The organism is Pseudomonas sp. B21-010 (assembly GCF_024749325.1).
Lineage (GTDB): Bacteria > Pseudomonadota > Gammaproteobacteria > Pseudomonadales > Pseudomonadaceae > Aquipseudomonas > Aquipseudomonas kilonensis.
Map to the genome: position 1 here is coordinate 4579738 of NZ_CP087198.1, position 26557 is coordinate 4606294.

Annotated in this window: 27 protein-coding genes; 3 read left to right on the forward strand and 24 right to left on the reverse strand. The window is 62.1% G+C overall.

Annotated elements, in window-relative coordinates; genetic code table 11:
* Positions 1-47: 47 nt before the first annotated feature.
* The 6 genes from acpP to LOY50_RS20235 all read right to left on the reverse strand — a co-directional run bounded on the left by acpP (position 48) and on the right by LOY50_RS20235 (position 4035).
* A complete protein-coding gene (gene acpP, locus LOY50_RS20210) occupies positions 48-284 on the reverse strand; it encodes an acyl carrier protein (protein ID WP_003175607.1) in 237 nt (78 codons plus the stop codon).
* A 191-nt stretch (positions 285-475) separates the two neighbouring features.
* Complete coding sequence (gene fabG / locus LOY50_RS20215) at positions 476-1219, reverse strand: 3-oxoacyl-ACP reductase FabG (RefSeq protein WP_018613558.1); 744 nt, start codon at positions 1217-1219, stop codon at positions 476-478.
* Positions 1220-1234: 15 nt separating this feature from the next.
* Positions 1235-2173, reverse strand: coding sequence for an ACP S-malonyltransferase (gene fabD / locus LOY50_RS20220; RefSeq protein WP_258689022.1), 939 nt, complete (start codon positions 2171-2173; stop codon positions 1235-1237).
* Between the two features lie 123 nt (positions 2174-2296).
* On the reverse strand, positions 2297-3307 hold the full coding sequence (gene plsX / locus LOY50_RS20225; protein ID WP_258689023.1) for a phosphate acyltransferase PlsX: 1011 nt from the start codon (positions 3305-3307) through the stop codon (positions 2297-2299).
* Between the two features lie 4 nt (positions 3308-3311).
* Positions 3312-3494, reverse strand: coding sequence for a 50S ribosomal protein L32 (rpmF, locus tag LOY50_RS20230; RefSeq protein ID WP_003179396.1), 183 nt, complete (start codon positions 3492-3494; stop codon positions 3312-3314).
* A 13-nt stretch (positions 3495-3507) separates the two neighbouring features.
* Complete coding sequence (locus LOY50_RS20235; protein ID WP_018613526.1) at positions 3508-4035, reverse strand: YceD family protein; 528 nt, start codon at positions 4033-4035, stop codon at positions 3508-3510.
* A gap of 105 nt (positions 4036-4140) precedes the next feature.
* Between LOY50_RS20235 and LOY50_RS20240 the strand changes: the two genes are divergently transcribed.
* Positions 4141-4719: a nucleoside triphosphate pyrophosphatase gene (locus tag LOY50_RS20240; protein WP_258689024.1), complete on the forward strand. Its 579-nt coding sequence runs from the start codon at positions 4141-4143 to the stop codon at positions 4717-4719.
* 151 nt (positions 4720-4870) lie between these two features.
* Here the strand turns inward: LOY50_RS20240 and sppA are convergent, their stop codons facing one another.
* Genes sppA through rluC form a run of 3 tightly spaced genes read right to left on the reverse strand, consistent with a single transcriptional unit; the run spans position 4871 to position 7489 of the window.
* On the reverse strand, positions 4871-5860 hold the full coding sequence (gene sppA / locus LOY50_RS20245) for a signal peptide peptidase SppA (protein ID WP_258689025.1): 990 nt from the start codon (positions 5858-5860) through the stop codon (positions 4871-4873).
* A 20-nt stretch (positions 5861-5880) separates the two neighbouring features.
* On the reverse strand, positions 5881-6543 hold the full coding sequence (locus tag LOY50_RS20250) for an HAD-IA family hydrolase (protein ID WP_258689026.1): 663 nt from the start codon (positions 6541-6543) through the stop codon (positions 5881-5883).
* Positions 6533-7489 (reverse strand): 23S rRNA pseudouridine(955/2504/2580) synthase RluC, encoded by a 957-nt coding sequence (rluC, locus tag LOY50_RS20255; RefSeq protein WP_258689028.1) that lies wholly within the window; start codon positions 7487-7489, stop codon positions 6533-6535. The genes LOY50_RS20250 and rluC overlap by 11 nt, the downstream gene beginning before the upstream one ends.
* 699 nt (positions 7490-8188) lie before the next feature.
* On the opposite strand from rluC, the gene rne reads away from it, so the two are divergent.
* A complete protein-coding gene (rne, locus tag LOY50_RS20260; RefSeq protein WP_258689029.1) occupies positions 8189-11401 on the forward strand; it encodes a ribonuclease E in 3213 nt (1070 codons plus the stop codon).
* Positions 11402-11795: 394 nt separating this feature from the next.
* On the opposite strand, the gene LOY50_RS20265 is transcribed toward rne, so the two are convergent.
* The 12 genes from LOY50_RS20265 to LOY50_RS20320 all read right to left on the reverse strand — a co-directional run bounded on the left by LOY50_RS20265 (position 11796) and on the right by LOY50_RS20320 (position 23289).
* Entirely contained in the window at positions 11796-12386 is a 591-nt protein-coding gene (locus tag LOY50_RS20265; RefSeq protein WP_258689031.1) for a nucleotidyltransferase family protein, read from the reverse strand.
* 20 nt (positions 12387-12406) lie between these two features.
* Complete coding sequence (locus tag LOY50_RS20270) at positions 12407-13378, reverse strand: XdhC family protein (RefSeq protein ID WP_258689032.1); 972 nt, start codon at positions 13376-13378, stop codon at positions 12407-12409.
* Complete coding sequence (locus tag LOY50_RS20275) at positions 13378-15693, reverse strand: xanthine dehydrogenase family protein molybdopterin-binding subunit (protein WP_258689033.1); 2316 nt, start codon at positions 15691-15693, stop codon at positions 13378-13380. Before LOY50_RS20275 ends, LOY50_RS20270 begins: the two co-directional genes overlap by 1 nt.
* Entirely contained in the window at positions 15690-16160 is a 471-nt protein-coding gene (locus tag LOY50_RS20280) for a (2Fe-2S)-binding protein (RefSeq protein WP_258689034.1), read from the reverse strand. The genes LOY50_RS20275 and LOY50_RS20280 overlap by 4 nt, the downstream gene beginning before the upstream one ends.
* A gap of 266 nt (positions 16161-16426) precedes the next feature.
* Positions 16427-17446, reverse strand: a complete 1020-nt coding sequence (gene murB / locus LOY50_RS20285; RefSeq protein ID WP_253476868.1) for a UDP-N-acetylmuramate dehydrogenase — start codon at positions 17444-17446, stop codon at positions 16427-16429.
* Positions 17443-17907: a low molecular weight protein-tyrosine-phosphatase gene (locus tag LOY50_RS20290; protein ID WP_014339516.1), complete on the reverse strand. Its 465-nt coding sequence runs from the start codon at positions 17905-17907 to the stop codon at positions 17443-17445. Before LOY50_RS20290 ends, murB begins: the two co-directional genes overlap by 4 nt.
* Complete coding sequence (kdsB, locus tag LOY50_RS20295) at positions 17907-18671, reverse strand: 3-deoxy-manno-octulosonate cytidylyltransferase (protein ID WP_053189634.1); 765 nt, start codon at positions 18669-18671, stop codon at positions 17907-17909. The genes LOY50_RS20290 and kdsB overlap by 1 nt, the downstream gene beginning before the upstream one ends.
* Entirely contained in the window at positions 18668-18853 is a 186-nt protein-coding gene (locus LOY50_RS20300) for a Trm112 family protein (RefSeq protein WP_003174668.1), read from the reverse strand. Before LOY50_RS20300 ends, kdsB begins: the two co-directional genes overlap by 4 nt.
* A gap of 23 nt (positions 18854-18876) precedes the next feature.
* On the reverse strand, positions 18877-19887 hold the full coding sequence (lpxK, locus tag LOY50_RS20305; RefSeq protein ID WP_258689035.1) for a tetraacyldisaccharide 4'-kinase: 1011 nt from the start codon (positions 19885-19887) through the stop codon (positions 18877-18879).
* A complete protein-coding gene (locus LOY50_RS20310) occupies positions 19887-20315 on the reverse strand; it encodes a biopolymer transporter ExbD (protein ID WP_214509707.1) in 429 nt (142 codons plus the stop codon). Before LOY50_RS20310 ends, lpxK begins: the two co-directional genes overlap by 1 nt.
* Entirely contained in the window at positions 20312-20947 is a 636-nt protein-coding gene (locus tag LOY50_RS20315) for a MotA/TolQ/ExbB proton channel family protein (protein WP_170845976.1), read from the reverse strand. Before LOY50_RS20315 ends, LOY50_RS20310 begins: the two co-directional genes overlap by 4 nt.
* A 95-nt stretch (positions 20948-21042) precedes the next feature.
* Entirely contained in the window at positions 21043-23289 is a 2247-nt protein-coding gene (locus LOY50_RS20320) for a DNA internalization-related competence protein ComEC/Rec2 (RefSeq protein ID WP_253476874.1), read from the reverse strand.
* Positions 23290-23433: 144 nt separating this feature from the next.
* Here LOY50_RS20320 and LOY50_RS20325 point away from each other — a divergent pair, with 144 nt between their 5' ends.
* The gene (locus tag LOY50_RS20325; protein WP_003204298.1) at positions 23434-23949 is read left to right on the forward strand and encodes a DUF2062 domain-containing protein; all 516 of its coding nucleotides are present in this window, start codon (positions 23434-23436) and stop codon (positions 23947-23949) included.
* A 93-nt stretch (positions 23950-24042) separates the two neighbouring features.
* Here LOY50_RS20325 and LOY50_RS20330 read toward each other — a convergent pair whose 3' ends face one another.
* The 3 genes from LOY50_RS20330 to LOY50_RS20340 form a co-directional block, all read right to left on the reverse strand.
* Positions 24043-24822 carry an ABC transporter permease gene (locus LOY50_RS20330; RefSeq protein ID WP_003204300.1) on the reverse strand — a complete coding sequence of 260 codons (780 nt, stop codon included), beginning with the start codon at positions 24820-24822 and terminating at the stop codon, positions 24043-24045.
* A 2-nt stretch (positions 24823-24824) separates the two neighbouring features.
* Complete coding sequence (locus LOY50_RS20335; protein WP_214509705.1) at positions 24825-25757, reverse strand: ABC transporter ATP-binding protein; 933 nt, start codon at positions 25755-25757, stop codon at positions 24825-24827.
* 136 nt (positions 25758-25893) lie between these two features.
* Entirely contained in the window at positions 25894-26517 is a 624-nt protein-coding gene (locus LOY50_RS20340; protein ID WP_258689037.1) for a glutathione S-transferase family protein, read from the reverse strand.
* Between the last annotated feature and the right edge of the window lie 40 nt (positions 26518-26557).

The following is a 26557-nucleotide window of genomic DNA, read 5'->3' on the forward strand; positions in this document are numbered from 1 at the left end:
GATGGCAGTGCGGTTTTTCCATGACAGCTAGCGACGACTAAAAACGATTACGCCTGGTGGCTGGTAACGTAGTCGATAGCAGCTTGTACAGTAGTGATCTTCTCAGCTTCTTCGTCAGGAATCTCGGTCTCGAATTCCTCTTCCAGAGCCATCACCAGCTCAACAGTGTCAAGGGAGTCGGCACCCAGGTCTTCAACGAAGGAAGCGGTGTTCACAACTTCTTCTTCTTTAACGCCCAGTTGCTCGGCAACGATTTTCTTGACGCGCTCTTCGATGGTGCTCATACCTTGTTTTCACTCCTAATGGACAAATTCAGGCAGCTGGCCGGTGGGTAAGTGTATAGAAGAACTTTTCGGTTTTTCAACCGAAAGCTTCACTCCTCAAACCCTGCGGCCCGCCGTCTATAAATTGATTGCAGCTTTATAACGGATTTTAGACAGCTCGTATGACATTTTTTTGAAGCAATCCGTCACATTTAACTCATGTACATCCCGCCGTTTACCGGGATTGTAGCCCCGGTCACGTATGCCGCACCGTCCGACGCAAGAAAAGCGACCACGGACGCGATTTCTTGAGCTTGCCCCAGACGACCCAGGGGAATCTGCGTCAACAAGGCTTCACGCTGTGCTTCTGGCAGTTCACGGGTCATGTCGGTGTCGATGAAACCCGGTGCAACCGAGTTTACCGTAATCGAGCGCGAACCCACTTCACGCGCCAGCGCACGGCTGAAACCTTCCAGACCGGCCTTCGCCGCAGCATAGTTTACTTGGCCTGCGTTGCCCATGGCACCCACAACCGAACCGATACTGATAATTCGACCCCAGCGAGCCTTGGTCATGCCACGCAAAACGCCCTTGGACAGCCGGTACAGACTGTTCAGGTTGGTGTCGACGACATCGAACCATTCGTCATCTTTCATGCGCATCATCAGGTTATCGCGGGTGATACCGGCATTATTGACCAGGATCGCCGGCGCACCGAACTGCTCCTGAATGCTTGCCAGCACCGCCGCAACGGATTCGTCGCTAGTGACGTTCAGCTCAAGACCGGTGCCTTGGATGCCGTTTTCCTTCAGGGTCGCAGCGATACGCTCGGCGCCCGAAGCGGAAGTCGCGGTGCCGATAACGATGGCGCCTTGACGACCCAGTTCCAGGGCGATGGCCTGGCCGATGCCGCGGCTTGCACCGGTCACCAGTGCAACTTTACCTTGCAGACTCATGCAAGCTTCTCCTGTTCAGGCCTGCGCTGCACGGGCGGCAGCGAAGGCGTCTGGGGTGTTGAGGTTGGAAGTCGACACGCCTTCGGCGCAGCGTTTGTTCAGGCCTGCCAGCACTTTGCCAGGGCCGCATTCGACCAGCTCGGTCGCGCCCTTGGCCGCCAGGGCCTGCACCGATTCGACCCAGCGAACCGGCTTGTAGAGTTGCTCCAGCAGATCACGCTTGAGGGTCTCGAGATCCGGCGCCACGTTGGCGCTGACGTTCTGCACCACAGGGATCTGCGGGGCCTTCCAGTCGATGGCGGCAATGGATTCGGCAAAGCGCTCGGCAGCCGGACGCATCAGCTCGCAGTGCGACGGCACGCTGACCGGCAGTGGCATGGCGCGCTTGGCACCACGGGCCTTGCAGCCCTCGATGGCGCGCTCGACAGCAGCCTTGGCGCCGGCGATGACCACTTGGCCCGGGGAGTTGAAGTTCACCGCACTGACCACATCGCCTTGCGCCGCTTCGGCACAGGCGGCCAGCACATCGGCGTCTTCCAGGCCGAGGATCGCGGCCATGCCGCCCTGCCCGGCCGGAACCGCTTCCTGCATCAACTGGCCACGACGCTCCACCAGTTTCACCGCGTCGCCCAGGCTCAGGCTGCCAGCGGCTACAAGGGCGCTGTATTCGCCCAGGCTGTGACCGGCGACGAATGCCGGACGCGCGCCGCCTTCAGCCAGCCACAGGCGCCACAATGCGATCGAGGCGGTCAGGATGGCTGGTTGGGTTTTATCGGTTTGATTGAGGCGCTCTTCCGGCCCTTGCTGGGTCAGCGCCCAGAGGTCATAGCCGAGCGCATCGGAAGCTTCTTTGAATGTTTCGAGGATCAGCGGGTATTGCGCGCCCAACTCGGCCAGCATGCCGAGGGACTGCGAGCCCTGTCCTGGAAAGACGAATGCGAGGGAAGCAGACATGAAAACAAAGCCCCTAATGATCTTGTCGTCAAAAATTGACGCCCCTGGGGGCGTTAGCAAACTGAAAGTTGGATGGCGGCTTGAACCGACCGGTCACATTTAAGCATTGTCGGACGAAAACGCCTAAGTTAACAAATCCTCGAGGCGACCGTGCAGGCGCTCCGGCAGGTTTTCCTGGATCTCGATCACCGCCCGGTTGATCGCGCTCTGGAAACCCTGCACGCCCGCCGAACCGTGGCTCTTGATCACGATCCCCTGCAACCCGAGGAAACTCGCACCGTTGTGCCGCGCCGGTGCCAGGTCGGCCTGCAACCGACGCATCAATGGCAGCGCCAGTGCGCCGACTGCCCGCGAGGCGAAGCTTTGCTTGAACAAGGCCTCGATGCGCTGGCCGATCATGGTCGCCAGGCCTTCGCTGGACTTGAGCAGGATATTGCCAACGAAGCCATCGCACACCACCACATCGGCCTCGCCACGGTACAAGCCATCGCCTTCGACGAAGCCGATGTAGTTGATGCCGCGCGCGCCCTGCAGCAGCGTGGCCGCCAGCTTGACCTGCTGGTTGCCCTTGATGTCTTCAGTGCCGATGTTCAACAACGCCACACGAGGACGCACGATGCCCAGGGTTTCTGCCGCGACCGAGCCCATCACCGCAAATTGCAGCAAATGCTCGGCACTGCAATCGACGTTGGCCCCCAGGTCGAGCAACTGGCAAAACCCACGCTGGGTCGGGATCGCCGCCACCATCGCGGGCCGGTCGATACCCGGCAAGGTCTTGAGTACGTAGCGCGACAGCGCCATCAGCGCACCGGTATTGCCAGCGCTGACGCATGCCTGGACCTTGCCATCGCGCAGCAGCTCAAGGGCTACCCGCATCGAGGCGTCAGGTTTGCCGCGCAGGGCCTGGGCCGGCTTTTCGTCCATGGTGATGATTTCGGACGCCGGAACAATCGTCAGCCGCGCACGATCGACAGCCGATTGGCCGCTGAGCATTTCTTCCAGGAGGGAGGGTTGACCGACGAGGGTCAGGTGCAGCGAGGGCGTAGCATTCAGACAAGCAAGGCTGGCCTGAACAATGCTGCGGGGACCGAAGTCCCCGCCCATTGCGTCAATCGCGATGACTTGAGCGGACAAGTGATTACTCGTCAGCGCCCTTGTCGATCACTTTACGGCCACGGTATACGCCTTCTGGCGATACGTGGTGACGCAGGTGAACTTCACCAGTGGTTTTTTCTACGGACAGGGTGCTAGCCTCGAGAGCGTCGTGCGAACGGCGCATGTCACGGGCAGAGCGGGATTTTTTGTTCTGCTGAACAGCCATAATTGATTAACTCCTAAACGTTTGGGTCACGCTTTAACTGCGCCAATACACTGAACGGGTTGGACCGCGTTACCTCGTCCTCGCTCGGTTCGGGCTCATCTGCTCCCGCCGGCTGCTGGCATTCTTCCGGATGATGAGCAGGCACAATGGGCAAGGCGAGCAGAAGCTCCTCCTCGATCAGTGACTGCAGATCCAATGGATCTTCGCCCAGTTCCAGCACGTCATAACCTTTCGGCAACGACTGGGTATTCGCACCCTCCTTCACCACGGCGTAACTGCATTCGCTGTGGATCGGCAGGGTGACCAGCTCAAGACAACGCTGGCAAACCATTTTGACTTCAGTGTCGATAAAACTGTGGATTACCACAGATTTACGTTCATCTCGTTCAAAAACGAATTTGGCCTGGACCGTACCGACATCGTCGGAAAGCGGGTCGCAGAGTCTCTTCAAATTGGCCAGCAGCAGTTCACCTTGAAGGGTGGTGCCACGGTCAGCCAATTTGCGCGGGTCAACGTGAGGTGGAATCGGGTCATTCAACATAGGCGCAGCATTATAGGGATGCCCCCGGCCATGTCAAAGGAAATTCAGCCCTGTCCGTCACTTGCGCGCCTCGCTAGAATTCGCACCTGCCTTTTGGAGCCGCCCATGCTGCCTTTATTACTTGCCTCAAGCTCGGTCTATCGCCGGGAATTGCTTGCCCGCCTGGGACTGCCGTTCGTCTGCTGCTCACCCGACATCGACGAAAGCCATCGCCCCGGCGAGCTCGCCCTTGAACTGGTCAAGCGCCTGGCCCGGGAAAAAGCCCTGGCACTGGCCGACAGCCACCCGGCACACCTGATCATCGGTTCAGACCAGGTCGCCGTGCTCGGCGAACGCATCCTGGGCAAGCCTCACACCTTCGAGAACGCTCGCGAGCAACTGCTGGCTGCCAGCGGTACCAAGGTCACGTTCCTGACCGGCCTGGCACTGCTCAACAGCCAGACCGGCGCCTGTCAGGTCGACTGCATTCCGTTTACCGTCACCATGCGCACCCTGGACCCAGAGCGCGTCGAACGCTACCTGCGGGCCGAGCAGCCTTACGACTGCGCCGGCAGCTTCAAGGCCGAAGGACTTGGCGTGAGCCTGTTCCAGAGCACCGAAGGGCCAGACGCCACCAGCCTGATCGGCCTGCCGCTGATTCGTCTTGTGGATATGTTGCTGGCCGAGGGCGTGCAGATTCCCTGACCTGAGAATCATCCGTGGCGAGGGAGCTTGCTCCCGCTCGGTTGCGCAGCGACCGCAAAAATTTGGGGCCGCTTCGCAGCCCAGCGGGAGCAAGCTCCCTCGCCACAAGGGCCAGCACCAGCCGCCCCCTGCATTGAAGCTCCCAATACGATCAGCGCAACGCAGGCCCCTGGAAGCCCATCCACATCGCCAGATGCTCGGCGATGCTTGCCCCCAGCTTTTTCGAGAAGCGATCGAACGGCGACTCTTCGATCGTGAAGTTCACCAGATCCTTCTGACCAATCACATCCCGCGCCACCGAACTGGCACTGCCCAAGCCGTCGATCAGGCCCAGCGGCAACGCCTGCTCCCCCGACCAGACCAGCCCGGAGAACAACTCAGGATGCTCCTTGTCCTTCAGGCGCTCGCCCCGACCTTTCTTGACGCTGGCAATGAATTGCTTGTGAGTGGTGTCGAGCACGCTCTGCCAAAAAGCGGTTTCTTCAGGCTTTTGCGGCTGGAACGGATCAAGGAAGGATTTATGCTCGCCGGAGGTATACACCCGACGCTCCACGCCCAGCTTCTCCATGGTCCCGACAAAGCCATAGCCGGCCGCTGTCACACCAATGGAACCCACCAGGCTGGCCTTGTCGGCATAGATCTGGTCCGCCGCACTGGCAATGTAATAGGCACCGGAAGCACCGAGATCGGAAATGACCGCATACACCTTGATATCCGGGTGCAATGCGCGCAACCGCACGATCTCGTCGTAAACGTATCCCGATTGCACCGGGCTACCACCGGGACTGTTGATGCGCAGCACCACGCCCTTGACCTTCGAGTCCTCGAAAGCAGCCCGCAGGCTACCGACAATGTTGTCGGCGCTGGCAGGCTCTTTGTCGGCGATCATGCCCTCGATATTGATCAAGGCGGTGTACGCCGAGCCGGCGACAGCGCTTTTCTCCATGTCCATCAGCGGCGTGAACAACGCCAACGCAACAAAGAGATAAGTAAAGGTCAGCAACTTGAAGAAAATACCCCAGCGACGGGAGCGACGCTGTTCCTGCACGCTGGCGAGCAAGGTTTTCTCCAACAGCTTCCAGCTTTTGTCATCCCCGCTCTCGGCGCTCGCCTTGACAGGTGCTTTCCATTCATCGGTCATGCGCGAATCCCCAGCAAAACTTAAAGAGCCCGCTGGCTCAGCCAGGCGTGCAACTCAGGAAAATGATCAATGGCCAGTCGCGGCTCGAATGCCCGTAGCGCCTCGATCGGTTGAGCGCCGTAGCTGACCGCCACCGACCCCATGCCGGCGTTGTGCGCCATCTGCAGGTCGAAAGACGAATCCCCCACCATCAGCGCCTGCTCCGGTCGCACGTTGCAGTGCGCCAGGATCTGCTCGAGCATCAACGGGTGCGGCTTGCTGGCGGTTTCGTCCGCAGCACGGGTGATATCGAAATAATCCTCCCAACCATGGGACTTGAGCACTCGATCCAGCCCGCGACGAGCCTTGCCGGTCGCGACAGCCAGGTGATAGCCCTCGGTACGCAGAGCCTCCAGCGTACCCGCCACGCCATCGAACAACGGTGAAGGCTCGGCGTCCAGTGCGATGTAGTGATCAGCGTAATGCTGGCGAAAAACCACCAGCTTATTGTCGTCAATTTCCGGATACAGGCTGCGAATGGCTTCTGGCAACCCGAGACCGATGATGCCCTTCACTGCCAAGTCGTCGCACCGGGCAAACGCCATGCGGTCCGAGGCGACATGCATCGCCTCCACGATCCGACCAATGGAGTTGGCCAGAGTGCCGTCCCAATCGAAAATCAGCAGTTTGTAGTCAGGATGCACTCAACCGCTCCACGGTCTTGGCCCACATGTCATCCACCGGGGCCTGCAATTTCAGCTCGCCACCATCGGGCAGTGGCACAGTCAGCATGTAAGCATGGAGAAACAGGCGCTTACCGCCCAGATCGCGGATTTCCTTGGTGAAATCGTCATCGCCGTATTTGCTGTCGCCGGCAATGCAATGCCCGGCATGCAAGGTGTGGACACGGATCTGGTGAGTACGCCCGGTCACGGGCTTGGCCTCGACCAGGGTGGCGAAGTCGTCGAAGCGGCGCAGCACCTTGAACACCGTCAGCGCCTCCTTGCCCTCCTCGTTGACTTCGACCATGCGTTCGCCGGAACGCAGGTTGCTCTTGAGCAACGGCGCACGGACTTGCTTGATGGAGGTTTCCCAGCGGCCACGCACCAGCGCCATGTAGCGCTTGTCGATGCCGTCGCCGCGCAATTGCTCGTGCAGGTGGCGCAACATGCTGCGTTTCTTGGCGATCATCAGCAGGCCGGAGGTGTCGCGGTCGAGGCGATGGACCAGCTCCAGCTCCTTGGCGTCCGGACGCAACTGACGAAAGGCTTCGATCACACCGAAATTCAGGCCGCTGCCGCCGTGAACCGCAATGCCCGCGGGCTTGTTGATCACGATCAGGGCTTTGTCTTCATAGATAATCGAGGCTTCAAGGCGTTGCAGCAGACCCTGGGCCAGGGGCACCGGCTCATCGCGCTCGGGCACGCGAACCGGCGGCACGCGCACGATGTCACCGGCCTGGAGCTTGTACTCGGGCTTGATCCGACCTTTGTTCACCCGCACTTCGCCTTTGCGCAAAATGCGGTAGATCAAGGTCTTGGGCACGCCTTTGAGCCGGGCCAGCAGGAAGTTATCGATTCGTTGGCCGGCATATTCCGGCGAGACCTCGAGCAGTTGAACGCCAGGGGTCGAAGGGGCAGTAGTTGTCATGGCGGCGATCATAACAATTTTTTATGGAATTGAAGCACTTAATCATTGCTGCTATAGTCGCGAACGCCGCCAAAAGTGGCTGGCCAGTGGACTAACGGTCAAAAACCGGCCCTGACCAACGCAATTCACGAGGACGAGAGGCCGTCCTACGGGGCTTTCGCTACGTAACGGTAGAGTTTTCAGGTGTAACGAGCGCAGGTGACATGAGGCCTGAAATACGCCGCAAAGCAGAGTTTTGACTCGCCTTGCGCGCCACATTCACGGCCAGTTCACAAAGTGCAGTCAGCTGCGGACGACCCCGAGCGAATGCTTCGGAAACAACGCCTAAATTAGCCATGATGCGTGACCTCCCCTTCCGGAGCTCACGGTAAATGCCAACCCGCTGCGGATTCTGCGCGCGGCAGCACCCGAATTATCAGGGATACGTGTAGGGTGGAGATGTACAACCGTCGGACTGTGTAGCACTAGGCTTATATTTAGACGCTTCATCTCGTCCACAGGCGCCGGTTGATTCCTCCTCCTGACTGAGTGCTTGAGTACCAGCAAGCAGGACGCGTCCGTCGCGACTTCGCCATCATTGGGTCGAACTCGCTGGACACTGGAGTGGCCTTGCCATCTCCAGGACGCACCTGACACCGACCGTGAGAAGTCGTGTGTGCCGAACGCCGTTTCCGGCAGCCCGGAAACCGACGGTACTACATGAAAAGAATGCTGATTAACGCAACTCAACCCGAAGAGTTGCGTGTTGCACTGGTAGACGGCCAGCGCCTCTACGACCTGGATATCGAATCCGGTGCACGCGAGCAGAAGAAGGCCAACATCTATAAAGGCCGGATTACTCGCATCGAACCAAGCCTTGAGGCTGCCTTTGTCGATTTCGGCTCCGAGCGCCACGGCTTCCTGCCCCTCAAAGAAATCTCCCGCGAATACTTCAAGAAGGCCCCTGAAGGCCGCGTCAACATCAAGGACGTCCTGAGCGAAGGCCAGGAAGTCATCGTTCAGGTCGAAAAAGAAGAACGTGGCAACAAGGGCGCCGCCCTGACCACTTTCATCAGCCTGGCCGGCCGTTACCTGGTCCTGATGCCGAACAACCCTCGCGCCGGTGGCATCTCCCGCCGCATCGAAGGCGAAGAGCGCAACGAACTGCGTGAAGCCCTGAACGGCCTGGTTGCCCCGGCTGACATGGGCCTGATCGTGCGCACTGCCGGCCTGGGCCGCAGCAGCGAAGAAATGCAGTGGGACCTCGACTACCTGCTGCAACTGTGGACCGCCATCAAAGAAGCCTCGCTGGATCGCTCCGCGCCGTTCCTGATCTACCAGGAAAGCAACGTGATCATCCGCGCCATCCGCGATTACCTGCGCCAGGACATCGGCGAAGTGCTGATCGACAGCGTCGAAGCCCAGGACGAAGCCCTGACCTTCATTCGCCAGGTGATGCCGCAGTACGCCAGCAAGATCAAGCTCTACGAAGACAGCGTTCCGCTGTTCAACCGTTTCCAGATCGAAAGCCAGATCGAGACCGCCTTCCAGCGCGTCGTCGAACTGCCGTCCGGCGGCTCCATCGTCATCGACCCGACCGAAGCCCTGGTGTCCATCGACATCAACTCGGCCCGCGCCACCAAAGGCAGCGACATCGAAGAAACCGCCCTGCAGACCAACCTTGAAGCGGCCGAAGAAATTGCCCGTCAGTTGCGCTTGCGCGACATCGGCGGCCTGATCGTCATCGACTTCATCGACATGACGCCGGCCAAGAACCAGCGCGCCGTGGAAGAAAAGGTCCGTGAATGCCTGGAAGCCGACCGTGCCCGCGTACAGGTCGGTCGCATCTCGCGCTTCGGCCTGCTGGAAATGTCCCGTCAGCGCCTGCGTCCATCCCTGGGCGAAAGCAGCGGCATCGTGTGCCCGCGTTGCAACGGCACTGGCATCATCCGTGACGTCGAGTCGCTGTCCCTGGCGATCCTGCGCCTGATCGAAGAAGAAGCCCTGAAAGACCGCACCGCCGAAGTTCGCGCCCAGGTGCCGATCCCGGTGGCCGCGTTCTTGCTCAACGAAAAACGCAACTCGATCACCAAGATCGAACTGCGCACCCGTGCCCGTATCGTCATCCTGCCGAACGATCACCTCGAGACGCCGCACTTCGAAGTGCAGCGCCTGCGCGATGACAGCCCGGAAGCCCACACCAACCAGTCCAGCTACGAAATCGCTGCTGCCGCTGCCGAAGTGGAAGAAGTCCAGCCGGCCGCCGCCGCCACTCGTACCCTGGTTCGCCAGGAAGCCGCGGTCAAGACCGCTCCGGCCCGCGCCAACGCTCCGGTTCCGACCGAAGTGGCCGCTCCGGTTGCCGCCCCGGCCGCTGCACCAGAGCCAAGCCTGTTCAAAGGCCTGGTGAAGTCGCTGGTCAGCCTGTTCGCCACCAAGGAAGAACCTGCTGCCCCGGCTGTCGTCGCCAAGCCTGCCACCACCGAGCGCCCTGCCCGCAACGAAGAACGCCGTAACGGTCGCCAGCAGACCCGCAACCGCAACGGTCGTCGCGACGAAGAACGCAAACCTCGCGAAGAACGTGCACCGCGTGAAGAACGTGCGCCACGTGAGCCGCGTGAAGAGCGTCAGCCGCGCGAAGCCCGTGAGGAAGCGCCAGCCGTAGCCCGCGAAGAACGTGCACCACGTCCGCCGCGTGAAGAACGTCAGCCGCGCGCACCGCGTGAAGATCGCAAGCCACGTGGCGAGCGTGAAGAACGTGTTCGCGAACTGCGCGAGCCACTGGATGCCGCCCCGGCTGCTGCTGCCGCCACCGCCACTGCCACTGCCACTGCCACCGCTGAAGAGCGTCCGGCCCGCCAGCCTCGTGAAGAACGTGCACCGCGTCCACCACGTGAAGAGCGCCAGCCACGCGCCGAGCAGGCAGCCGCCGCTGCCAGCGAAGAAGAAGTACTGAGCACCGAAGAGCAGTTGCAGGAAGACGGCCAGGACACCGCCGAAGGCGATCGTCCACGCCGCCGCTCCCGTGGCCAGCGTCGTCGCAGCAACCGTCGTGAGCGTCAGCGCGACGCCAACGGCAACGTGATCGAAGGTTCGGAAGAGTCCGAGTCCACCGAGAACGCCGAAGCGCCAAGCGCTGCGGACCTGGCCGCCGGCCTGGCCGTGACTGCGGCCGTTGCCAGCAGCGCAATCAGCGCCCCGGCCGAAGCCCAGGCTCACGAACAAGCCGAACGCGCTACCGCGGCGGTGGAAAGCGCGCCGGTTGAAGCGCCTGTGGTCGAAGCCACTACCCCGGTAGAAGCCACTGCTTCGCCAGAAGTGGAAGTCGCCCCAGCCCGTGAAGCCCAGGTTGCTGAAACTGAAGTGGTCGCCGAGCCTGCACCGGTCGTCGAGCAGCCAGTGGTAGCCGCTGAGCCGGCCTTCGAAGCACCGACCGAGGAAAAGGCCCCAGAGCCTGCCCGCGAGGAGCAGACTGCGTTCAACTGGACCGCCGAGCCAGCTGCACCGGCACCTGTTGTCGAGCCAGAACCGACACCAGAGCCCGTGAAAGCGGTCGAGCCTGAAGTGGTCGAGCCTGCTCCAGTGGTCGAGGCACCCGTGGTTGTCGAAGTACCTGCCCAGGTTGAAGAGCCAGAACCTGCCAGCGCCTTGACCGCGAATGGCCGCGCGCCGAACGATCCGCGTGAAGTGCGTCGTCGCAAGCGTGAAGCCGAGCGTCTGCAGAAGGAAGCCGAACAAGCTGCCGCTCAAGCGCCTGCTGCCGAGCCAGCTCCAGCCGTGGAAGAAGTCGCCGAGGCAGCCCCTGCCCCGGTCGCCGAGACCCCGACTGAATCGACTCCGACATTCGACGAACCTCAGCACACCGCTGAAGAAGTCGCGCCGCGTCACACTGAAGCCCTGGAAAAAGAGCACGAGCCTAAACCTCACGCCTGATTCCACCGCCCAGTAAAAAGCCCCGCCTGGTCATGCCAGGCGGGGCTTTTTTATGCCTTCATACTTATCCACAGTGGATCTGAGCCCAGGCACAAGACTTATGCCAACTGAAAATCCAATGTGGGAGCCGGGGCCGGACACAAGTCTTATATACACTGAAGATCCAATGTGGAAGCCGAGCTTGCTCGCGATGGCGCCGGATCAGCTTGCATCAATGATGAATGCCAGGCCGCTATCGCGAGCAAGCTCGCTCCCACAGGGCGCCCTGGGTCGGGTACAAGATTTATGCACCACCGAAGATCCAATGTGGGAGCGGACTTGCTCGCGAAGGCGTCGGGTCAGCTTGCATCAGTGTTGAATGCCAGCTCGCTGCCACAGGGTTCTGCGTCGTTTGTTATTTGAAGGCCAGTGCCTCTGGCACATCGACATCCCACGTCACGCCTGGGTCATCCACCGGAACTTCGACCACTTGCGCCCCGGCAAACAATACCTTGGCCCCTCGATCGCCGGTCAATGCCATCAGTTTCGGCCCAAACCCACGACCGAATCCCACCGGATGCCCGTACTCCCCTGCAAGGACCGGCACGCTGATGCCGTCCGCACGGATCCCCGCCACCACCTGTTCGATGCTCGACGGCAGGATGAAGGGCATGTCGCCCAACACCATCAGCCAGCCATCAAGGTCCGGGCAGGCCTGGACGCCTACGGCAATGCTGTCGCCCAGGCCGGGCGAGTCCAGTTCCACGAAATCGCAGCCATAGGCCTGGGCCATGCGAACGGCTTGCGGCCGGTCCCTGCTCGTCACCAGCACGCGCTTTTCCAGGGAGGCAGGCAGATTCACCAGCACCTGCTCGATCACCGACCGCACGGCACCGTCACGCCCTGTGCAATCAGCCAGCAATTTATCCTTGTCCGGACCTGCAATACGGCGGAAACGGCTGCCCGATCCGGCCGCCAGAATGATCACGCCAATCGACTCACTCATACGCCCTCCTCGCCCACGGCTTACAGCGACTTTTTCTGCCGCAGTTCAACGCCATTCTTGATGGCCACGATTTCGGCCAGCAGCGACAAGGCGATTTCCGCCGGGGTGTGGCTGCCAATGTGCAAGCCGATGGGTCCATGCAAGCGTTCAATGGCCTCTGCTGACAAGCCTAGCTGAGCCAGGTTATCCCGGCGCTTCTGGCTGTTGACTCGCGAGCCCAGGGCACCGACATAAAAAGCCCTGGAGTCCAGGGCCGTGAGCAGCGCCATGTCGTCCAGGCGTGGGTCATGGGTCAAGGCCACAATGGCGGTGCGCTCGTCGGTCTGGATGCTCAGCACCGCTTCGTCGGGCATCCCCGAGACGAAGCGGCCATGCTGCTCTTCCCAACCGTAGACAAACTCCTTGCGCGGATCGCAGATCAACACTTCGAAATCCAGCAACCGGGCCATTTCCGCCACGTAGCGCGACAGTTGCCCGGCGCCGATCAGCAGCAGCCGCCAACGTGGACCGTATATGGCCCGCAGGACCTGCCCATCGAACACCAGGGCGTCGGTCTTGCTGGCGGGGGTCAGGACCACGTTGCCGCTGGTCACTGTCAGCTCACGGGCAACAATCTCATGGGCTTCGCAACGTTCCAGCAATTGCGCAACCCAGTGTGGATCGCCCACCCGCTCTTCGGTCAGGCGCAGGGTGCCGCCGCACGGCAGGCCGAAGCGCGCCGCTTCTTCGCGGGTGACGCCATAGGTGATCAGTTGCACCGGCGGACCGTCCGCCGGAATGCGACCGTCGTGCAGCCGGGCGATCAGGTCATCCTCGACACAACCGCCCGACACCGAACCAATCACCGCGCCATCTTCGCGCAGGGCCAGCATCGCCCCCGGCGGCCTTGGCGCGGTGCCCCAGGTCTGGACCACAGTGAACAGCACCACCCGCTGCCCGGCGCGGCGCCACTCGAGCACGCTGCGCAGGACGTTCAGATCAACGCTGTCCATCAGGCCTTCGCCTGCTGCCAGCCCTGCAGCTGATAGCGCACAGGCAGGCTACGAATACGCTTGCCAGTGGCGGCGAAAATCGCGTTGCACAGCGCAGGCGCAATCGGCGGCACGCCCGGCTCGCCGACACCGCCCAACGGCACCTCACCCGGCGGCGTGACCAGATGCACCGCCACTTCCTTGGGCGCCAGGAACATGCGCGCCACTTCGTACATATGGAAATTGTCCTGCTGCACCTTGCCGTCCTTGAAGCTGATTTCGCCTACCATGGCATTGCCCAGGCCCATGACGCAGGCGCCCTCGAACTGGGAACGGATGCGCTCTGGGTTGATCTGCGGACCGCAATCCACGGCGATGTCCGCCTTGTGCACGATCACCGTGCCGTCGTCCTTGACCTCCACTTCGATCACCGCCGCCACGTAAGTGACGAAGCTGTAGTGCACCGCCAACCCCAGGCCACGGCCCTTGGGCAGCTCCCGCCCCCAACCGGCGGCCTTGGCAGCGGTTTCCAGCACCATGCGAATCCGCGCGGTATCAATCGGATAACGCTCGGGGGATTCGCCATAGTTCCATTCTTCGCTCAAGGTACGCGGATCAATCTTACGGTCCGGCCCGAGCAATTTGACCTGGTACTTCAGCGGATCCTGGCCGGCCTTGTGGGCCAATTCGTCGATGAAACTCTGGATCGCGAAACCATGGGGGATGTTCGACACCGAGCGATACCAGCCCACCCGGGCATGGGCCACCGCTTCGGGATTCTCCAGGCGCAGGTTCGGGACGGCGTAGGCCATGTTGGTCACGCCCATGCCTATTTCGAACGGCGCCTCGTGGGTCATGCCCGGCGCAAACAGTGCGGTGATGCTCGGCGCTACGGTGCGGTGCAACCAGCCGGACGGCATACCGTCCTGGTTCAGGCCGGCCTTGAGGTATTCGGCCGATACCGTGTGGAAATACGAGTGATGGATGTCGTCCTCGCGGGTCCATTGCACCCGTACTGCCTGGCCGGGAAACACCTTGGCGAGCACGGCCGCTTCGACGACAAAATCGGGTTTTGACTTGCGTCCGAAACCGCCGCCCAGCAACGTGATGTTCACCGTGACCTTCTCGAAAGGAATGCCCAGGCGTTCAGCGACACGTTCACGGGTTACCTGCGGGGCCTGGCTCGGTGCCCAGGCCTCGCATTGGCCGTCCTTGAACCGGGCAACGGCAACCATCGGTTCCATCGGTGATTGGGACAGGTGCGGCAGGTAATACGATGCTTCCAACGTCGAATCAGCCTTGGCCAGCGCGTCGTCGAGATCGCCGCTGCTGCGCACGACTTTTCCGGGCTTGAGGGCCGCCGCTTCCAACTCCTTGCGATAGGCAATGGAGTCATAACCGGCATTCGGGCCGTCGTCCCATTGGATTTTCAGTGCTTCGCGGCCCTTGATCGCCGCCCAGGTGTTCTTCGCCACCACCGCCACGCCGCCCAACGGCTGGAATTCCGAGGGCAGCGGGCGCCCTTCGATCTGCACCACCTTGACCACACCCGGTACTTTCAGCGCCGCGCTGCTGTCCACGCTCTTGACCTTGCCACCATAGACCGGCGGACGCGCGATGACGGCATAGAGCATGCCGTCGAAATGCACATCAGCACCAAACACAGCACGGCCATTGACGATGTCCGCGCCATCGATGGCCCGGCTCGCCTCCTTGCCGATGTAGCGGAACTCCGATGGCGACTTGAGGCGCAGGCTGTCACGCCCCGGTACCGGCAAGGCACTGGCAGCAGCGGCCAATTCGCCATAGCCCAGTTCACGCCCCGAAGGCTGGTGCAGCACTTTGTGCAGTTGGGCATGGCATTCACTCACTGGCACCTTCCACTGCGCAGCGGCGGCCAGTTCCAGCATGGTCCGCGCAGCGGCACCGCAACGGCGCATCGGCTCGTACCAATGACGCATGCTGCGCGAGCCGTCGGTGTCCTGGTTGCCGAAGCGCGCCTCATCGGCCGGCGCCTGTTGCACCTTCACACGCGCCCAGTCGGCCTCCAGCTCATCGGCCACGACCATGCTCAGGCTGGTGCGCACACCCTGGCCCATTTCCGAACGGTTGCAGATCACGGTCACGCTGCCATCGGCGGCAATGCTGACGTACACCTTCGGGTCGTCGACCGCGCCATGGGGCATGCCCTCGGCACCGAATTTCTTTTCCTCGGCAAAGGCCTCCGGCAGGCCCCACGTGGCCGCCAGCACCAGCACACCGGTGGCACTCGCGCCTTTGAGGAAGCCGCGACGGCTGAGGTTGCTCAGGACAAAATCATTGGGCAAGCGGCTCATGCCTTGGCCTCCTTCAGGTGAGTGGAGGCCTGGCGGATCGCGGTCTTGATCCGGTTGTAGGTGCCGCAACGGCAGATGTTGCCGACCATGGCTTCTTCGATCTGCTCATCACTCGGGTTGGGGTTGGTCTTGAGCAAGGCGGTCGCCGACATGATCTGCCCGCCCTGGCAGTAACCGCACTGGGCCACCGCCGTGTCGAGCCAGGCCTTCTGGACGATTTGCCCAACCGGATCGACATGAAGTTCGTCGATGGTGCTGACACTTTGCCCATTCACAGAACCGATTGGCGTAATGCAACTGCGCGCCGGGGCGCCGTCGATGTGGATGGTGCAGGCGCCACACAGGCCCATGCCGCAGCCGAATTTGGTGCCGTTGTAACCGGCCACATCCCGGATAGCCCACAGCAGCGGCATGTCCTCGGTCACATCCAGTTGATGGTCTTTTCCATTGAGTTTCAGGGTAATCATGGGCACGCCCGCATAGTGATCGAGTTATGGGGTCGAGCAATCTGCCGCCGGGTTGACGGTTCGGTTGTCGCAGACTGGCTCAGGCTGATCGGGCTCTCTTATGCCGGCGCACGCAGGCGTCTGCATCGGGCCTTTAGGATGCAATGGTCGCATCGTTAGGAAGCTAAATTAACCCAGGATCACGCAAAACGCCCTGCACAATCCTGCACAAATGCTTGTGTGCAGGGTGTGCAGGGCGTTTTTTCAGACGCTTGCGTGAAAGTCGCTCAGTACCGATTGGGTTCCATTTCCAGCTCGACCTGGAAACGCTCGGCAATGTCTTTCTGGATGCGCAGGGCCAGGTCCAGAAGTTGCGGGCCCGTGGCGTTGCCGTAGTTGACCAGCACCAACGCCTGCAACTTGTGCACCCCGGCATCACCTTCGCGAAAGCCCTTCCAGCCGGCGCGCTCGATCAGCCAGCCGGCAGCGATTTTCATCTGCCCTTCAGGCTGTGGATAAGCCACCAGGTCAGGGTATTGCAGCTTGAGGTGTGCTACGTGCGCGGCCGGCACCAGCGGGTTCTTGAAGAAGCTGCCGGCATTGCCCAGCACGGCCGGGTCCGGGAGTTTCTCGCTGCGGATGCTGCAAATGGCCCGGCTCACATCGGTGGGTGTCGCCTGCTCGATGCCCTGCTCGGTCAACCGCTGGCGAACCGGACCGTACTCCAGATGCAAGTGTGCGGCGCGGCTGAGGGCGAAGCGCACCCGCAGGATCAACCAGCGACCCGCTTGCTGTTTGAACAGGCTGTCGCGATAAGCGAACCGACAGTCTTCAAGGCTGAAATCGCGCAGTTCACCGGTCTGGCGATCCAGCGCGGTGAGGCCGGCGAAGACGTCTTTGATCTCCACACCGTAGGCGCCGATGTTTTGCATCGGTGCCGCGCCCACAGTGCCGGGGATCAGGCTGAGGTTCTCCAACCCGGACCAGCCCTGCGCCAGCGTGTGCTGGACGAACGGGTGCCACGGCTCCCCTGCTTCGGCTTCGACCACTACGCGTTCGCCGTCATCGCTGAGCAGGCGAATACCGTGGCTGGCCATGCGCAGCACCAGCGCGTCGATGTCGCCGGTCAGCAGCAGGTTGCTGCCGCCGCCGATTACCAACAATGGCACGGCATGTTCGGTGGCATAAGCCAACGCCTCGCGAACATCACCATCGCTACGGGCTTCGGCGAACAACCGGGCAGTGACGTCCACACCGAAACTGTTGAAGGGCTTGAGGCTGACGCCCGCCCGAACCTGCAAGGTCATAACCGCCCCTTCAATTCGATCACCAGGCGATCGGTAGCGCGTTCGATCAGGTCCAGCACCTGTTCGAAGCCTTGTTCGCCGTCGTAGTACGGGTCCGGCACATCGTCGAGCTCGGCTTCGTAGCGCCGCAGGAACAGGTCCAGCTCGGCCCTGCCATTGGCCGGTTGCAGGGCCTTGAGGTTGCGCAGGTTGCTGCTGTCCATCGCCAGGATCAGGTCATAGGCAGCGAAATCAGCGCGGGTCACCTGTTGCGCACGCTGGGCCGACAAGTCGTAGCCACGCTTCAGGGCCGCCGCCTGGCTGCGCTTGTCCGGGGCCTTGCCGACGTGCCAGTCACCGGTGCCGGCGGAAGCGACTTCCACCTGCCCGGCCAGCCCGGCCTCACGCAACTTGTGGCGCAGGATACCTTCGGCGGTGGGCGAGCGGCAGATGTTGCCGAGGCAGACAAACAGGACCCGCATCAAGCCTCCAGCAGGCGACGAACGCGCTCGAGGTCTTCGGCGGTGTCGACACCGGTCGGCGGGGCGATCAGCGCATCGGCGACGTGGATCCGCACGCCGTGCCACAGGGCCCGCAGCTGTTCCAGGGCTTCGGTGTTTTCCAGCCAGCACGGGCCCCAGGCGACGAAGTCCTGGAGGAAGCCGGCGCGGTAGGCATAGATGCCGATGTGGCGGCGGTATGGCACGCCTTCCGGCATCACGTCACGGCTTTGGGCGAATGCGTCCCGCGCCCAGGGCAACGTCGCGCGGCTGAAGGTCAACGCCAGGCCATTGAGGTCACTGACCACCTTGACCACGTTGGGGTTGAACAGGGTCTGCACATCCTCGATCGGCTCGGCCAGGGTGGCCATGCGCGCCTCGGTGTGGGCCGCGAGGTTGGCGGCGACCTGATCGATCACGCTCGGCGGGATCAACGGCTCGTCACCTTGCACATTGACCACGATAGCGTCGGCGGCAAGACCGAGTTTCGCCGCGACCTCCGCCAGGCGGTCAGTGCCGGAATTATGGTCTTCACGAGTCAGCACGACTTCGGCGCCAAAGCCTTTGCAGGCCTCGACGATGCGCGCATCGTCAGTCGCCACCACCACACGCTGGGCGCTGCTTTTGCAAGCCTGCTCCCAGACGTGCTGGATCATCGGCTTGCCGGCAATCGACAGCAACGGCTTGCCGGGCAGGCGCGTCGAAGCGAAACGCGACGGAATGACAACGGTAAAGGCTGCGGTCATTTATCCAGGCGCTCGTCGGTGGTCAGGGTGCGAGCTTCGCTTTCGAGCATCACCGGGATGCCGTCGCGAATCGGGTAAGCCAGGCCGGCACCCTTGCTGATCAGCTCGGTCTTGTCGGCGCTGAGCTTGAGCGGGCCTTTGCAGATCGGGCAGGCCAGAATATCGAGCAGTTTGGTGTCCATGGAATTCCCCTGGATAAAAGGTTTTAAGGCAAAAGCCGATCCGGCAACAGGCGCATCAACTGCGTATCGAACCAGGCCGCGAAGGCCGGCGACGGCGCGGCGTCTACCGCTAGGTACCACCAGTCGGGTGCGGCGAAGGCACGGCATTTGACTGCGTCCTTTTCCGTCATGACCACCGGCAGCGATGGCGTGAAATTCAAGGCCTGGGCGTTGTATGCGGCGTGGTCGGCAAACCCATGCGGTATTGGCCGCCAGTGTAGCGTTTCGAGGGTCTTGAAGAAACGCTGGGGATTGCCGATTCCGGCCACGGCATGCAGGGCCTGGCCGGGTGGAAAATGCTCAAGGGAGCACCGCTCGCCGCTGGCCAGGTTCACCAGCGCGGTGGGGCGCAATTGGAAGGCGAAACCGTCTTCGCGGTCGGCACTGGCGCCGTTGTACAGCACGGCGTCGACCGATTGCAGGCGCTCGACCGGCTCGCGCAATGGCCCTGCAGGCAGGCAACGGCGGTTGCCCAGGCCACGGGCGTTGTCGATCAACACCAGCTCGAGGTCGCGGGCCATCCGATAATGCTGCATGCCGTCGTCGGACAGGATCAGGTCCAGCGGCTCGGCCTCCAGCAGCGCCTGGATCGCGCGACTGCGATCAGGGTCGATCATCAACGGCACACCGGTGCGCTGGACGATCAACAGCGGTTCATCACCCGCGACGTCGGCGCCCTGCTCGGCCGTTACCCGCCAAGGCAGTTGCGGCGGCTTGGCGCCGTAACCCCGGCTGACCACCCCGACCCGCAGGCCACTGCGCTGGCAGTGCTGGATCATCCACAGGATCAACGGCGTCTTGCCGGTGCCGCCAACCGTGATATTGCCGACCACGACCAACGGCACGGGAGGCTGGTAGATCTGGCCTTCACCCGCCAGGAAACGCTCGCGCTTGCCCACCACCACCCGGCGGTACAACCACTCCAGCGGCCGTAGCAAGGTCAGCGCCGGGTGACCTTCATACCACGCGGCAAGCAATCGATCGGACATGGCCATCAGGGTGCGGGGGCCGCCTCGACCGTGGTCATGCGCAGATGGCTGAAACCGAGCTTGCCGGCCGCGTCCATGGCGGTGATCACTGATTGATGAGGGGTCTTGCCGTCGGCGCTGATGGACAGCGGCAGGCTGGTGTCGCCGCCAGACTCTTTCTGCAAGGCATCGATCAGGCTCGCCAGGTCGCTCTTGGGCAGCAATTGGTTGTTCACCGAGAACGCCCCTTCGGCGCTGATGGTGATATCCAGGTTCTTCAGTTGCTGGTCTTCGGCCGGCGAGCCGCTGATGGCCTGCGGCAATTCAACCTTGAGCTGGGTTTCCCGGGTGAACGTAGTGGTCACGACGAAAAACAGCAGCAGGATGAACACCACGTCGATCAGCGACGCGAGGTTGATCTCGATGTTTTCCCGTGGCTTGCGGCGGAATTTCACTTCTTGCCCCCAGCCAGGTCCACGTCACGGTCACCTTGCACCACCTCGACCAGCTTGATCGCTTCCTGCTCCATGCCGACCACCAACTCGTCGACGCGGCGTTGCAGGAACCGATGGAAGAACACGGCCGGAATACCCACCATCAGGCCGGCGGCGGTGGTGATCAAAGCCTTGGAAATACCCCCCGCCAGTACTGCGGCGTTAGTGGTCATGCCGGAGCCGGTAAACGCACTGAAGATGTCGATCATGCCCAGCACCGTACCCAGCAGGCCCAGCAGCGGGGACATGGCGGCGATGGTGCCCAGGGTATTGATGTAGCGTTCCAGCTCATGGATGACCCGCGCGGCAGCCTCCTCGATGCACTCCTTCATGATCTCGCGACCATGCTTGGAGTTCGCCAGGCCGGCGGCGAGGACTTCCCCCAAGGGCGAACTGGCTCGCAGCTCCTTGAGCTTGTCCTTGTTCAGCTGCTTGTCCTTGATCCAGACCCAGACCTGCCCGAGCAGATGCTCCGGGGTCACGCGGCTGGCCCGCAGGGTCCACAGGCGTTCGGCAACGATACCCAGTGCCACGATGGAACTCAGAATGATCGGCAACATCATCCAGCCGCCGGATTTGACCAATTCCCACACAGTGACTGCCCCCTCGAAAAAGTGCGCCACTTTATCACACAGACTCGCCTTGCAGACCCGCCCCACCGATAAGCGCATCAGCCGATTGCGCTGGATCAATATTGCCCCGCTGGCCCGACGGCTGGCGGATCACGCCAGTAGCGGCGATGCCCGGCCTCGGTGCGCGGCAGTTCGAAAGCGCCCAGTTGCAGACGAATGGCGCCCTGCTCGGCGCTGTCGTAGACCGCCAGGCCCGAACGTCGATACCGAGCCATCACCTGGGGGTGAGGGTGGCCGAACGCGTTGCCCTGCCCTCGGGAGATCAATACCGAATGCGGCTGGAGACGCGACAGCAATGCCATCGACGACGAACTGCGGCTGCCGTGATGCGGCGCGGCCAGCCACTGGATCGGCACCGCCAGGGCCTCGTCGAGCAAGGCGCGCTCGGCCGGGGTGTCGATATCGCCGGTCAGGAGCAGGCGTTCACCGCCGGCCTCCACCAGCAAGACGCAGGACTTCTGGTTGCTCTCGACAGCAGAGGCCCACCGCCATAGCTCGAACCTGACCCCGTCCCATTCCCAGCGTCTGCCACTGTCGCAAGGCCCGGCCAGCAGCTCGGCGGGCAGCGCGTCGGGATCGCCGCTGATCACCTCCATCGTCGGCAGCCCATTGCGCACGGCGCGGGCACCGCCAGCGTGATCGGCGTCGGCATGGCTTAGCAACATCAGGTCCAAGCCGCGCACACCCAGTTTGCGCAAGGTCGGCAGTACGACCCGCTCGCCCGCGTCAGCCTCGCCAAAGCGCGGCCCGGCGTCGTAAAGCAGGGCGTGCCGCCGGGTCCGCACCAGCACCGCCAGCCCTTGGCCCACGTCCAACTGCCAGATCTCGGCGTGCCCTTGCGGCAGGTGTTCTTGCGGTGGAAAAACCATCAGCAACACCATCGGCCACCCCAGTACACGTAGCGGCACACCTTTGGGCAACAGCAGCAAAAAAGCACCGAAGGCGGCGATACCCAAGGCCCAAGGCGGAACCGCGGCAGGAACCCAGGCTGGCATTCGTCCGGCAACCAGCGTCAGCCCCTTGAACAGCAGATCGAGCAGCCCGCCGGCGATCCACAGCAGGCCTTCGCCCATGAACGGCACCGGCAACAATGCCGTGCCAAGCAGCGCTGGCGGCAATACCAACAGGCTGATCCAGGGCACCGCCAGCAAGTTCACCAACGGCCCGCTGAGGCTGACCGGCAAGCCCACGATCAACAACAACGGACACAGGCCAAGCGCAACCAGCCACTGGGCACGGGTCCAGGTTTGCCACCAGCGCCAGGGCCCCAGGCGAGCGCCAAAGGTGAACATCAAGATGGCCACGGCTGCAAACGACAACCAGAACCCCGGCCGCAAGCTGGCAAGCGGGTCGAACACCAGCACCCCGACGAAGGCCAGCAGCCATGCCCACCACGGATCTGGCTGTTTGAAACGCAAGCGCCACAGCAACACCAGGCCGATCATCGCGCAGGCCCGCCGCACCGGCACCTCGAAGCCGGCGAGCAAGCCGTAGCCCAGGGCGGCACAGAAGGCCAGCCCACAGGCCCAAGGCAACCAGGCCAGACCCACCGGCCACAGGCCATAACGCGCCGCACCGGCCACCAACAGGTACACCAGGCCGGCAAGCAGGCCGATGTGTTGCCCGGAGATCACCAGCAAGTGGACGGTGCCGGTGTCTTGCAGGACCTGCCAATCCTCGCGACTCAACCCGCCGCCGTCGCCCAGGACCAGTGCCGCCAGCGCACCGGAGCGGCCGTGGGCATCGACCTGTGCCAGGGCCTGGCGCACCTCATCGCGCCAGGCCCCCCGGGCCGCTTGCAGGAGATGGCCATCCTTGATCGTACCAGTCGCGCCGATGCCGCGGCTCAACAACCAGGCGGCATAGTCGAAACCGTGCGGGTTCAGCAGCCCACTGGGCCGCTTGAGCTTCACCGCCAATCGCCATCGTTCGCCGCTGTTGACCGGCGGCCCACCGAACCAGGCGAGGCGCATCGCCGTCGGTAGACGGCTACGGCGTGAATGGACATCGGCCAGTTCGAAGCGCACCACGCCTTCGCCCTGTTGCGGCAAACCGACCACTCGCCCCTCGACCCAGCGGGTTTCGCCGTCGAGCGCGATGGGTAACCGGTCGTCCAGCGCAAACTGCGCCGACAGGCAGGCCCAGGCCAGCCCGAACAGGAAAAAACCCAGCGGATAGGTTCGAAACGGCAACGCCATCAGCGCCAGCACCGGCATGGCTGCAATCAGCCACAACGGCGGCAGTGCCGGCAAAAAAATCGGGGCCAACAGCCCCAGTGCAAGCGCGACTAACCCTGTGCGCATAACCCGTCCTTGAGAGTGCCCTCTTCAGGCATAGACGGTCTACGGCACCGCTGGCGTTATCAATTGTCACAAAGTCTGAATCTGTCAGCCGTAGAATCCGGACATACTTGCGGCCTTACTGCGTTGAACCGACCGAGAAGCCTTATGCCCCGGCGCCTTTTCAAACGTTACATGCCAGACCCAGAGAGCATTCGGGAACATAAATCCTTACGTTTTCTCGGCACCCTGCTGCACGATCCCAACCTTTGGCACCTCAATCGGCACTCGGTCGCCCGGGCGATGGCTGTTGGCCTGTTTGCCGCCTTCTTGCCGATCCCGTTGCAAATGTTGCTGGCCGCCGCACTGGCCATCACGGTGCGCGGCAACATGCCGATTGCGGTGAGCCTGGTGTGGCTGACCAATCCGATCACCATGCCGGCGGTGTTCTTCTGCACTTACCAGACCGGCGCCTGGCTGATGGACGTGCCCGCCCGGACGCTGCCCGAAGAGCTGACCTGGGAATGGATCAGCGGCCAGTTGTCCACCTTGTGGCAGCCGTTCCTGCTCGGCTCGGTTGTGACCGGCCTGGTACTCGGCGCCCTCGCCTACTTCGTCACCATGAGTTACTGGCGCTGGTGGGTGGCCCGACAGTGGAAGCGGCGCAAGAAAAGCCGGATGTGAAATGCAAAAAGGCCTCCTGGGAATGGAGGCCTTTTTTTGTGGAGTTCGTACTGACGCCATCGCGAGCAAGCTCGCTCCCACAGGGGGATGGGGTCAGGTACGCATCCCGCGCCCGCTGACCAGCAACCGCGCGCAACCGATGTAAAGCACCAAGGTCGCCACCAGCATGAAGGTAATGGCGATGCTGATCTTGATGTCCGACACCCCGAGAATGCCATAGCGAAAGGCGTTGACCATGTGCAGCACCGGGTTGGCCAAGGACACGGTCTGCCAGAACGGCGGCAGCAGGGAAATCGAGTAGAACACCCCGCCCAGGTAGGTCAGCGGCGTGAGCACGAACGTCGGGATGATGGAGATGTCATCGAAGTTGCGCGCAAACACGGCATTGATGAAACCCAGCAGCGAAAAGATCGTGGCCGTAAGCACCACCACCAATACCGTCACCCCCAGGTGATGCACCTGCAAATGGGTGAAGAACAACGACAGCAGGGTCACGATCAGACCCACCGCCAGGCCGCGCAGCACACCGCCCAGGGTGTAGCCGATGAGGATCGTATGGGGCGACACCGGCGAGACCATCAGTTCTTCGATCGAACGCTGGAACTTGCTGCCGAAGAAACTCGACACCACGTTGCCGTAGGAGTTGGTGATCACCGACATCATGATCAGCCCCGGCACGATGTAGTCCATGTACGTGAAGCCGCCCATATCGCCGATCTGCCGGCCGATCAGGTTACCGAAGATCACGAAGTACAAGACCATGGTGATGGCGGGCGGCAGCAGCGTCTGCGGCCAGATCCGCATGAAACGCCGAACCTCACGGTAAACGATGGTATTGAGGGCGATGAGGTTGGGGCGCAATTCGGAACTCATGCTCATACCGCCACCTTCGCCAGATTTTTCTCCACCAGGGACACGAACAACTCCTCGAGGCGATTGGTTTTGTTGCGCAGGCTCTGCACTTCAATGTTCTGCAGGGCCAGTTGGGCGAACAGCCCGGTGATCCCCACGGCCTTGTCCACCTGGACTTCCAGGGTGTGGCTGTCTACCAGGCGGGCCGGATAACCCATGAGCTGGGGTGCCGTCGCCAGGTCGTTTTTCAGGTCCAGCAGGAAGGTTTCCACATGCAGTTGGCTGAGCAACTGGCGCATGCTGGTGTTCTCGACGATGGTGCCGTGGTCGATGATGCCGATGTTGCGGCACAACTGCTCAGCCTCTTCCAGGTAATGGGTAGTGAGGATGATGGTGATGCCTTTCTGGTTCAGCTCGGTGAGGAAGGTCCACATCGAACGACGCAGTTCGATGTCCACGCCGGCAGTCGGTTCGTCGAGGATCAGCAGGCGCGGCTCATGCACCAGCGCGCGGGCAATCATCAGGCGACGCTTCATGCCGCCGGACAATGAACGGGACGGCACGTCGCGCTTATCCCACAGGCCCAGCTGGGTCAGGTACTGCTCGGCGCGCTCGTTGGCGATCTTCGGCGGGATGCCGTAGTAACCGGCTTGGGTCACGACGATGTCGAAGGTCTTTTCGAACTGGTTGAAGTTGAATTCCTGGGGCACCACGCCAATGCAGCGCTTGAGGGCGGCAGGCTCGCGGTCCAGGTCATGGCCGAAGATATTCACCGTGCCGCTGGTCTTGTTCACCAGCGTGGAAAGAATACCGATGGTGGTGGATTTGCCGGCACCGTTGGGGCCGAGCAAGGCGAAAAAGTCACCTTCGGCGACGTCCAGATCGATACCACTCAAGGCCTGGAAACCGTTGCCGTAGGTTTTGGTTAGCTGCCGGATGGACAGAGCGGAACTCATATCGGATTACGCACCAAGAAGGGAGGGAGGAAAAGAATAGATAAGGGCGGGCGGCGAGCAATGCAACCACGGCGCACGAAGGCAATGGTGCTTGGCGTCGCCGCACAAGTACAGTCAAGTGTGTCGATAGTAAGTATTAAGTCAACGCGGTCATGACAGCCTTGCGGTAGGCCGCACGCTCCTGCAACCGCGCGTACCAGGCCTGCACGCCAGGTAGCTCGGCGCGCTGGATGGGCATCTCGAACCAGGCATAAATGAAACTGCCCAGGGGAATGTCGCCCATGCCGATTTCAGCACCCGACAGGTAAGGCTGCTCACTCAAGGTCTGCTCGACCATCGCCAGCAAGCCGTCGCACTCTTTGATCGCCGCGTTGATGGCCGCCCAGTCCTGTTGCTCGGCGGGGGTGCGCAAGACGCCCCAGAACACCGTGCGAAACGGTGCGGCAAAACTGGAGGTGGTCCAGTCCATCCATTTTTCAGCCTGGGCCCGTGCCTGTACGTCAGCGGGATACCAGGCCGAACCCGACGCATGGCGAGCAGCCAGGTAACGCACGATGGTGTTGGATTCCCAGAGCACGAAGCCGTCGTCTTCGATCATCGGCACCCGGCCATTGGGGTTTTTCGCACGGTACTCGGGCGTGTCCACCACACCGAATGCCCCGCCCGCATCAATGGCCTCGTAGGCCAGCCCCAACTCTTCTGCGCACCACAACGCCTTGCGCACATTCGATGAATTTTTCCGGCCCCATATCTTCAGCATCACGGCGTCCTCGATGGATAAATGCCGCAGCAGCATACGC

What these genes read in the sequence shown, in the direction of transcription:
- LOY50_RS20235 (WP_018613526.1), bottom strand. Translation starts at nt 4,035, where the DNA reads ATGTTGAATGACCCGATTCCACCTCACGTTGACCCGCGCAAATTGGCT.
- rpmF (WP_003179396.1), bottom strand. Translation starts at nt 3,494, where the DNA reads ATGGCTGTTCAGCAGAACAAAAAATCCCGCTCTGCCCGTGACATGCGC.
- fabG (WP_018613558.1), bottom strand. Translation starts at nt 1,219, where the DNA reads ATGAGTCTGCAAGGTAAAGTTGCACTGGTGACCGGTGCAAGCCGCGGC.
- LOY50_RS20275 (WP_258689033.1), bottom strand. Translation starts at nt 15,693, where the DNA reads ATGAGCCGCTTGCCCAATGATTTTGTCCTGAGCAACCTCAGCCGTCGC.
- rluC (WP_258689028.1), bottom strand. Translation starts at nt 7,489, where the DNA reads ATGACAACTACTGCCCCTTCGACCCCTGGCGTTCAACTGCTCGAGGTC.
- rne (WP_258689029.1), top strand. Translation starts at nt 8,189, where the DNA reads ATGAAAAGAATGCTGATTAACGCAACTCAACCCGAAGAGTTGCGTGTT.
- LOY50_RS20340 (WP_258689037.1), bottom strand. Translation starts at nt 26,517, where the DNA reads ATGCTGAAGATATGGGGCCGGAAAAATTCATCGAATGTGCGCAAGGCG.
- LOY50_RS20280 (WP_258689034.1), bottom strand. Translation starts at nt 16,160, where the DNA reads ATGATTACCCTGAAACTCAATGGAAAAGACCATCAACTGGATGTGACC.
- LOY50_RS20300 (WP_003174668.1), bottom strand. Translation starts at nt 18,853, where the DNA reads ATGGACACCAAACTGCTCGATATTCTGGCCTGCCCGATCTGCAAAGGC.
- LOY50_RS20325 (WP_003204298.1), top strand. Translation starts at nt 23,434, where the DNA reads ATGCCCCGGCGCCTTTTCAAACGTTACATGCCAGACCCAGAGAGCATT.
- acpP (WP_003175607.1), bottom strand. Translation starts at nt 284, where the DNA reads ATGAGCACCATCGAAGAGCGCGTCAAGAAAATCGTTGCCGAGCAACTG.
- LOY50_RS20240 (WP_258689024.1), top strand. Translation starts at nt 4,141, where the DNA reads ATGCTGCCTTTATTACTTGCCTCAAGCTCGGTCTATCGCCGGGAATTG.
- murB (WP_253476868.1), bottom strand. Translation starts at nt 17,446, where the DNA reads ATGACCTTGCAGGTTCGGGCGGGCGTCAGCCTCAAGCCCTTCAACAGT.
- fabD (WP_258689022.1), bottom strand. Translation starts at nt 2,173, where the DNA reads ATGTCTGCTTCCCTCGCATTCGTCTTTCCAGGACAGGGCTCGCAGTCC.
- LOY50_RS20290 (WP_014339516.1), bottom strand. Translation starts at nt 17,907, where the DNA reads ATGCGGGTCCTGTTTGTCTGCCTCGGCAACATCTGCCGCTCGCCCACC.
- LOY50_RS20270 (WP_258689032.1), bottom strand. Translation starts at nt 13,378, where the DNA reads ATGGACAGCGTTGATCTGAACGTCCTGCGCAGCGTGCTCGAGTGGCGC.
- LOY50_RS20335 (WP_214509705.1), bottom strand. Translation starts at nt 25,757, where the DNA reads ATGAGTTCCGCTCTGTCCATCCGGCAGCTAACCAAAACCTACGGCAAC.
- LOY50_RS20320 (WP_253476874.1), bottom strand. Translation starts at nt 23,289, where the DNA reads ATGCGCACAGGGTTAGTCGCGCTTGCACTGGGGCTGTTGGCCCCGATT.
- lpxK (WP_258689035.1), bottom strand. Translation starts at nt 19,887, where the DNA reads ATGGCCATGTCCGATCGATTGCTTGCCGCGTGGTATGAAGGTCACCCG.
- kdsB (WP_053189634.1), bottom strand. Translation starts at nt 18,671, where the DNA reads ATGACCGCAGCCTTTACCGTTGTCATTCCGTCGCGTTTCGCTTCGACG.
- LOY50_RS20330 (WP_003204300.1), bottom strand. Translation starts at nt 24,822, where the DNA reads ATGAGTTCCGAATTGCGCCCCAACCTCATCGCCCTCAATACCATCGTT.
- sppA (WP_258689025.1), bottom strand. Translation starts at nt 5,860, where the DNA reads ATGACCGATGAATGGAAAGCACCTGTCAAGGCGAGCGCCGAGAGCGGG.
- LOY50_RS20265 (WP_258689031.1), bottom strand. Translation starts at nt 12,386, where the DNA reads ATGAGTGAGTCGATTGGCGTGATCATTCTGGCGGCCGGATCGGGCAGC.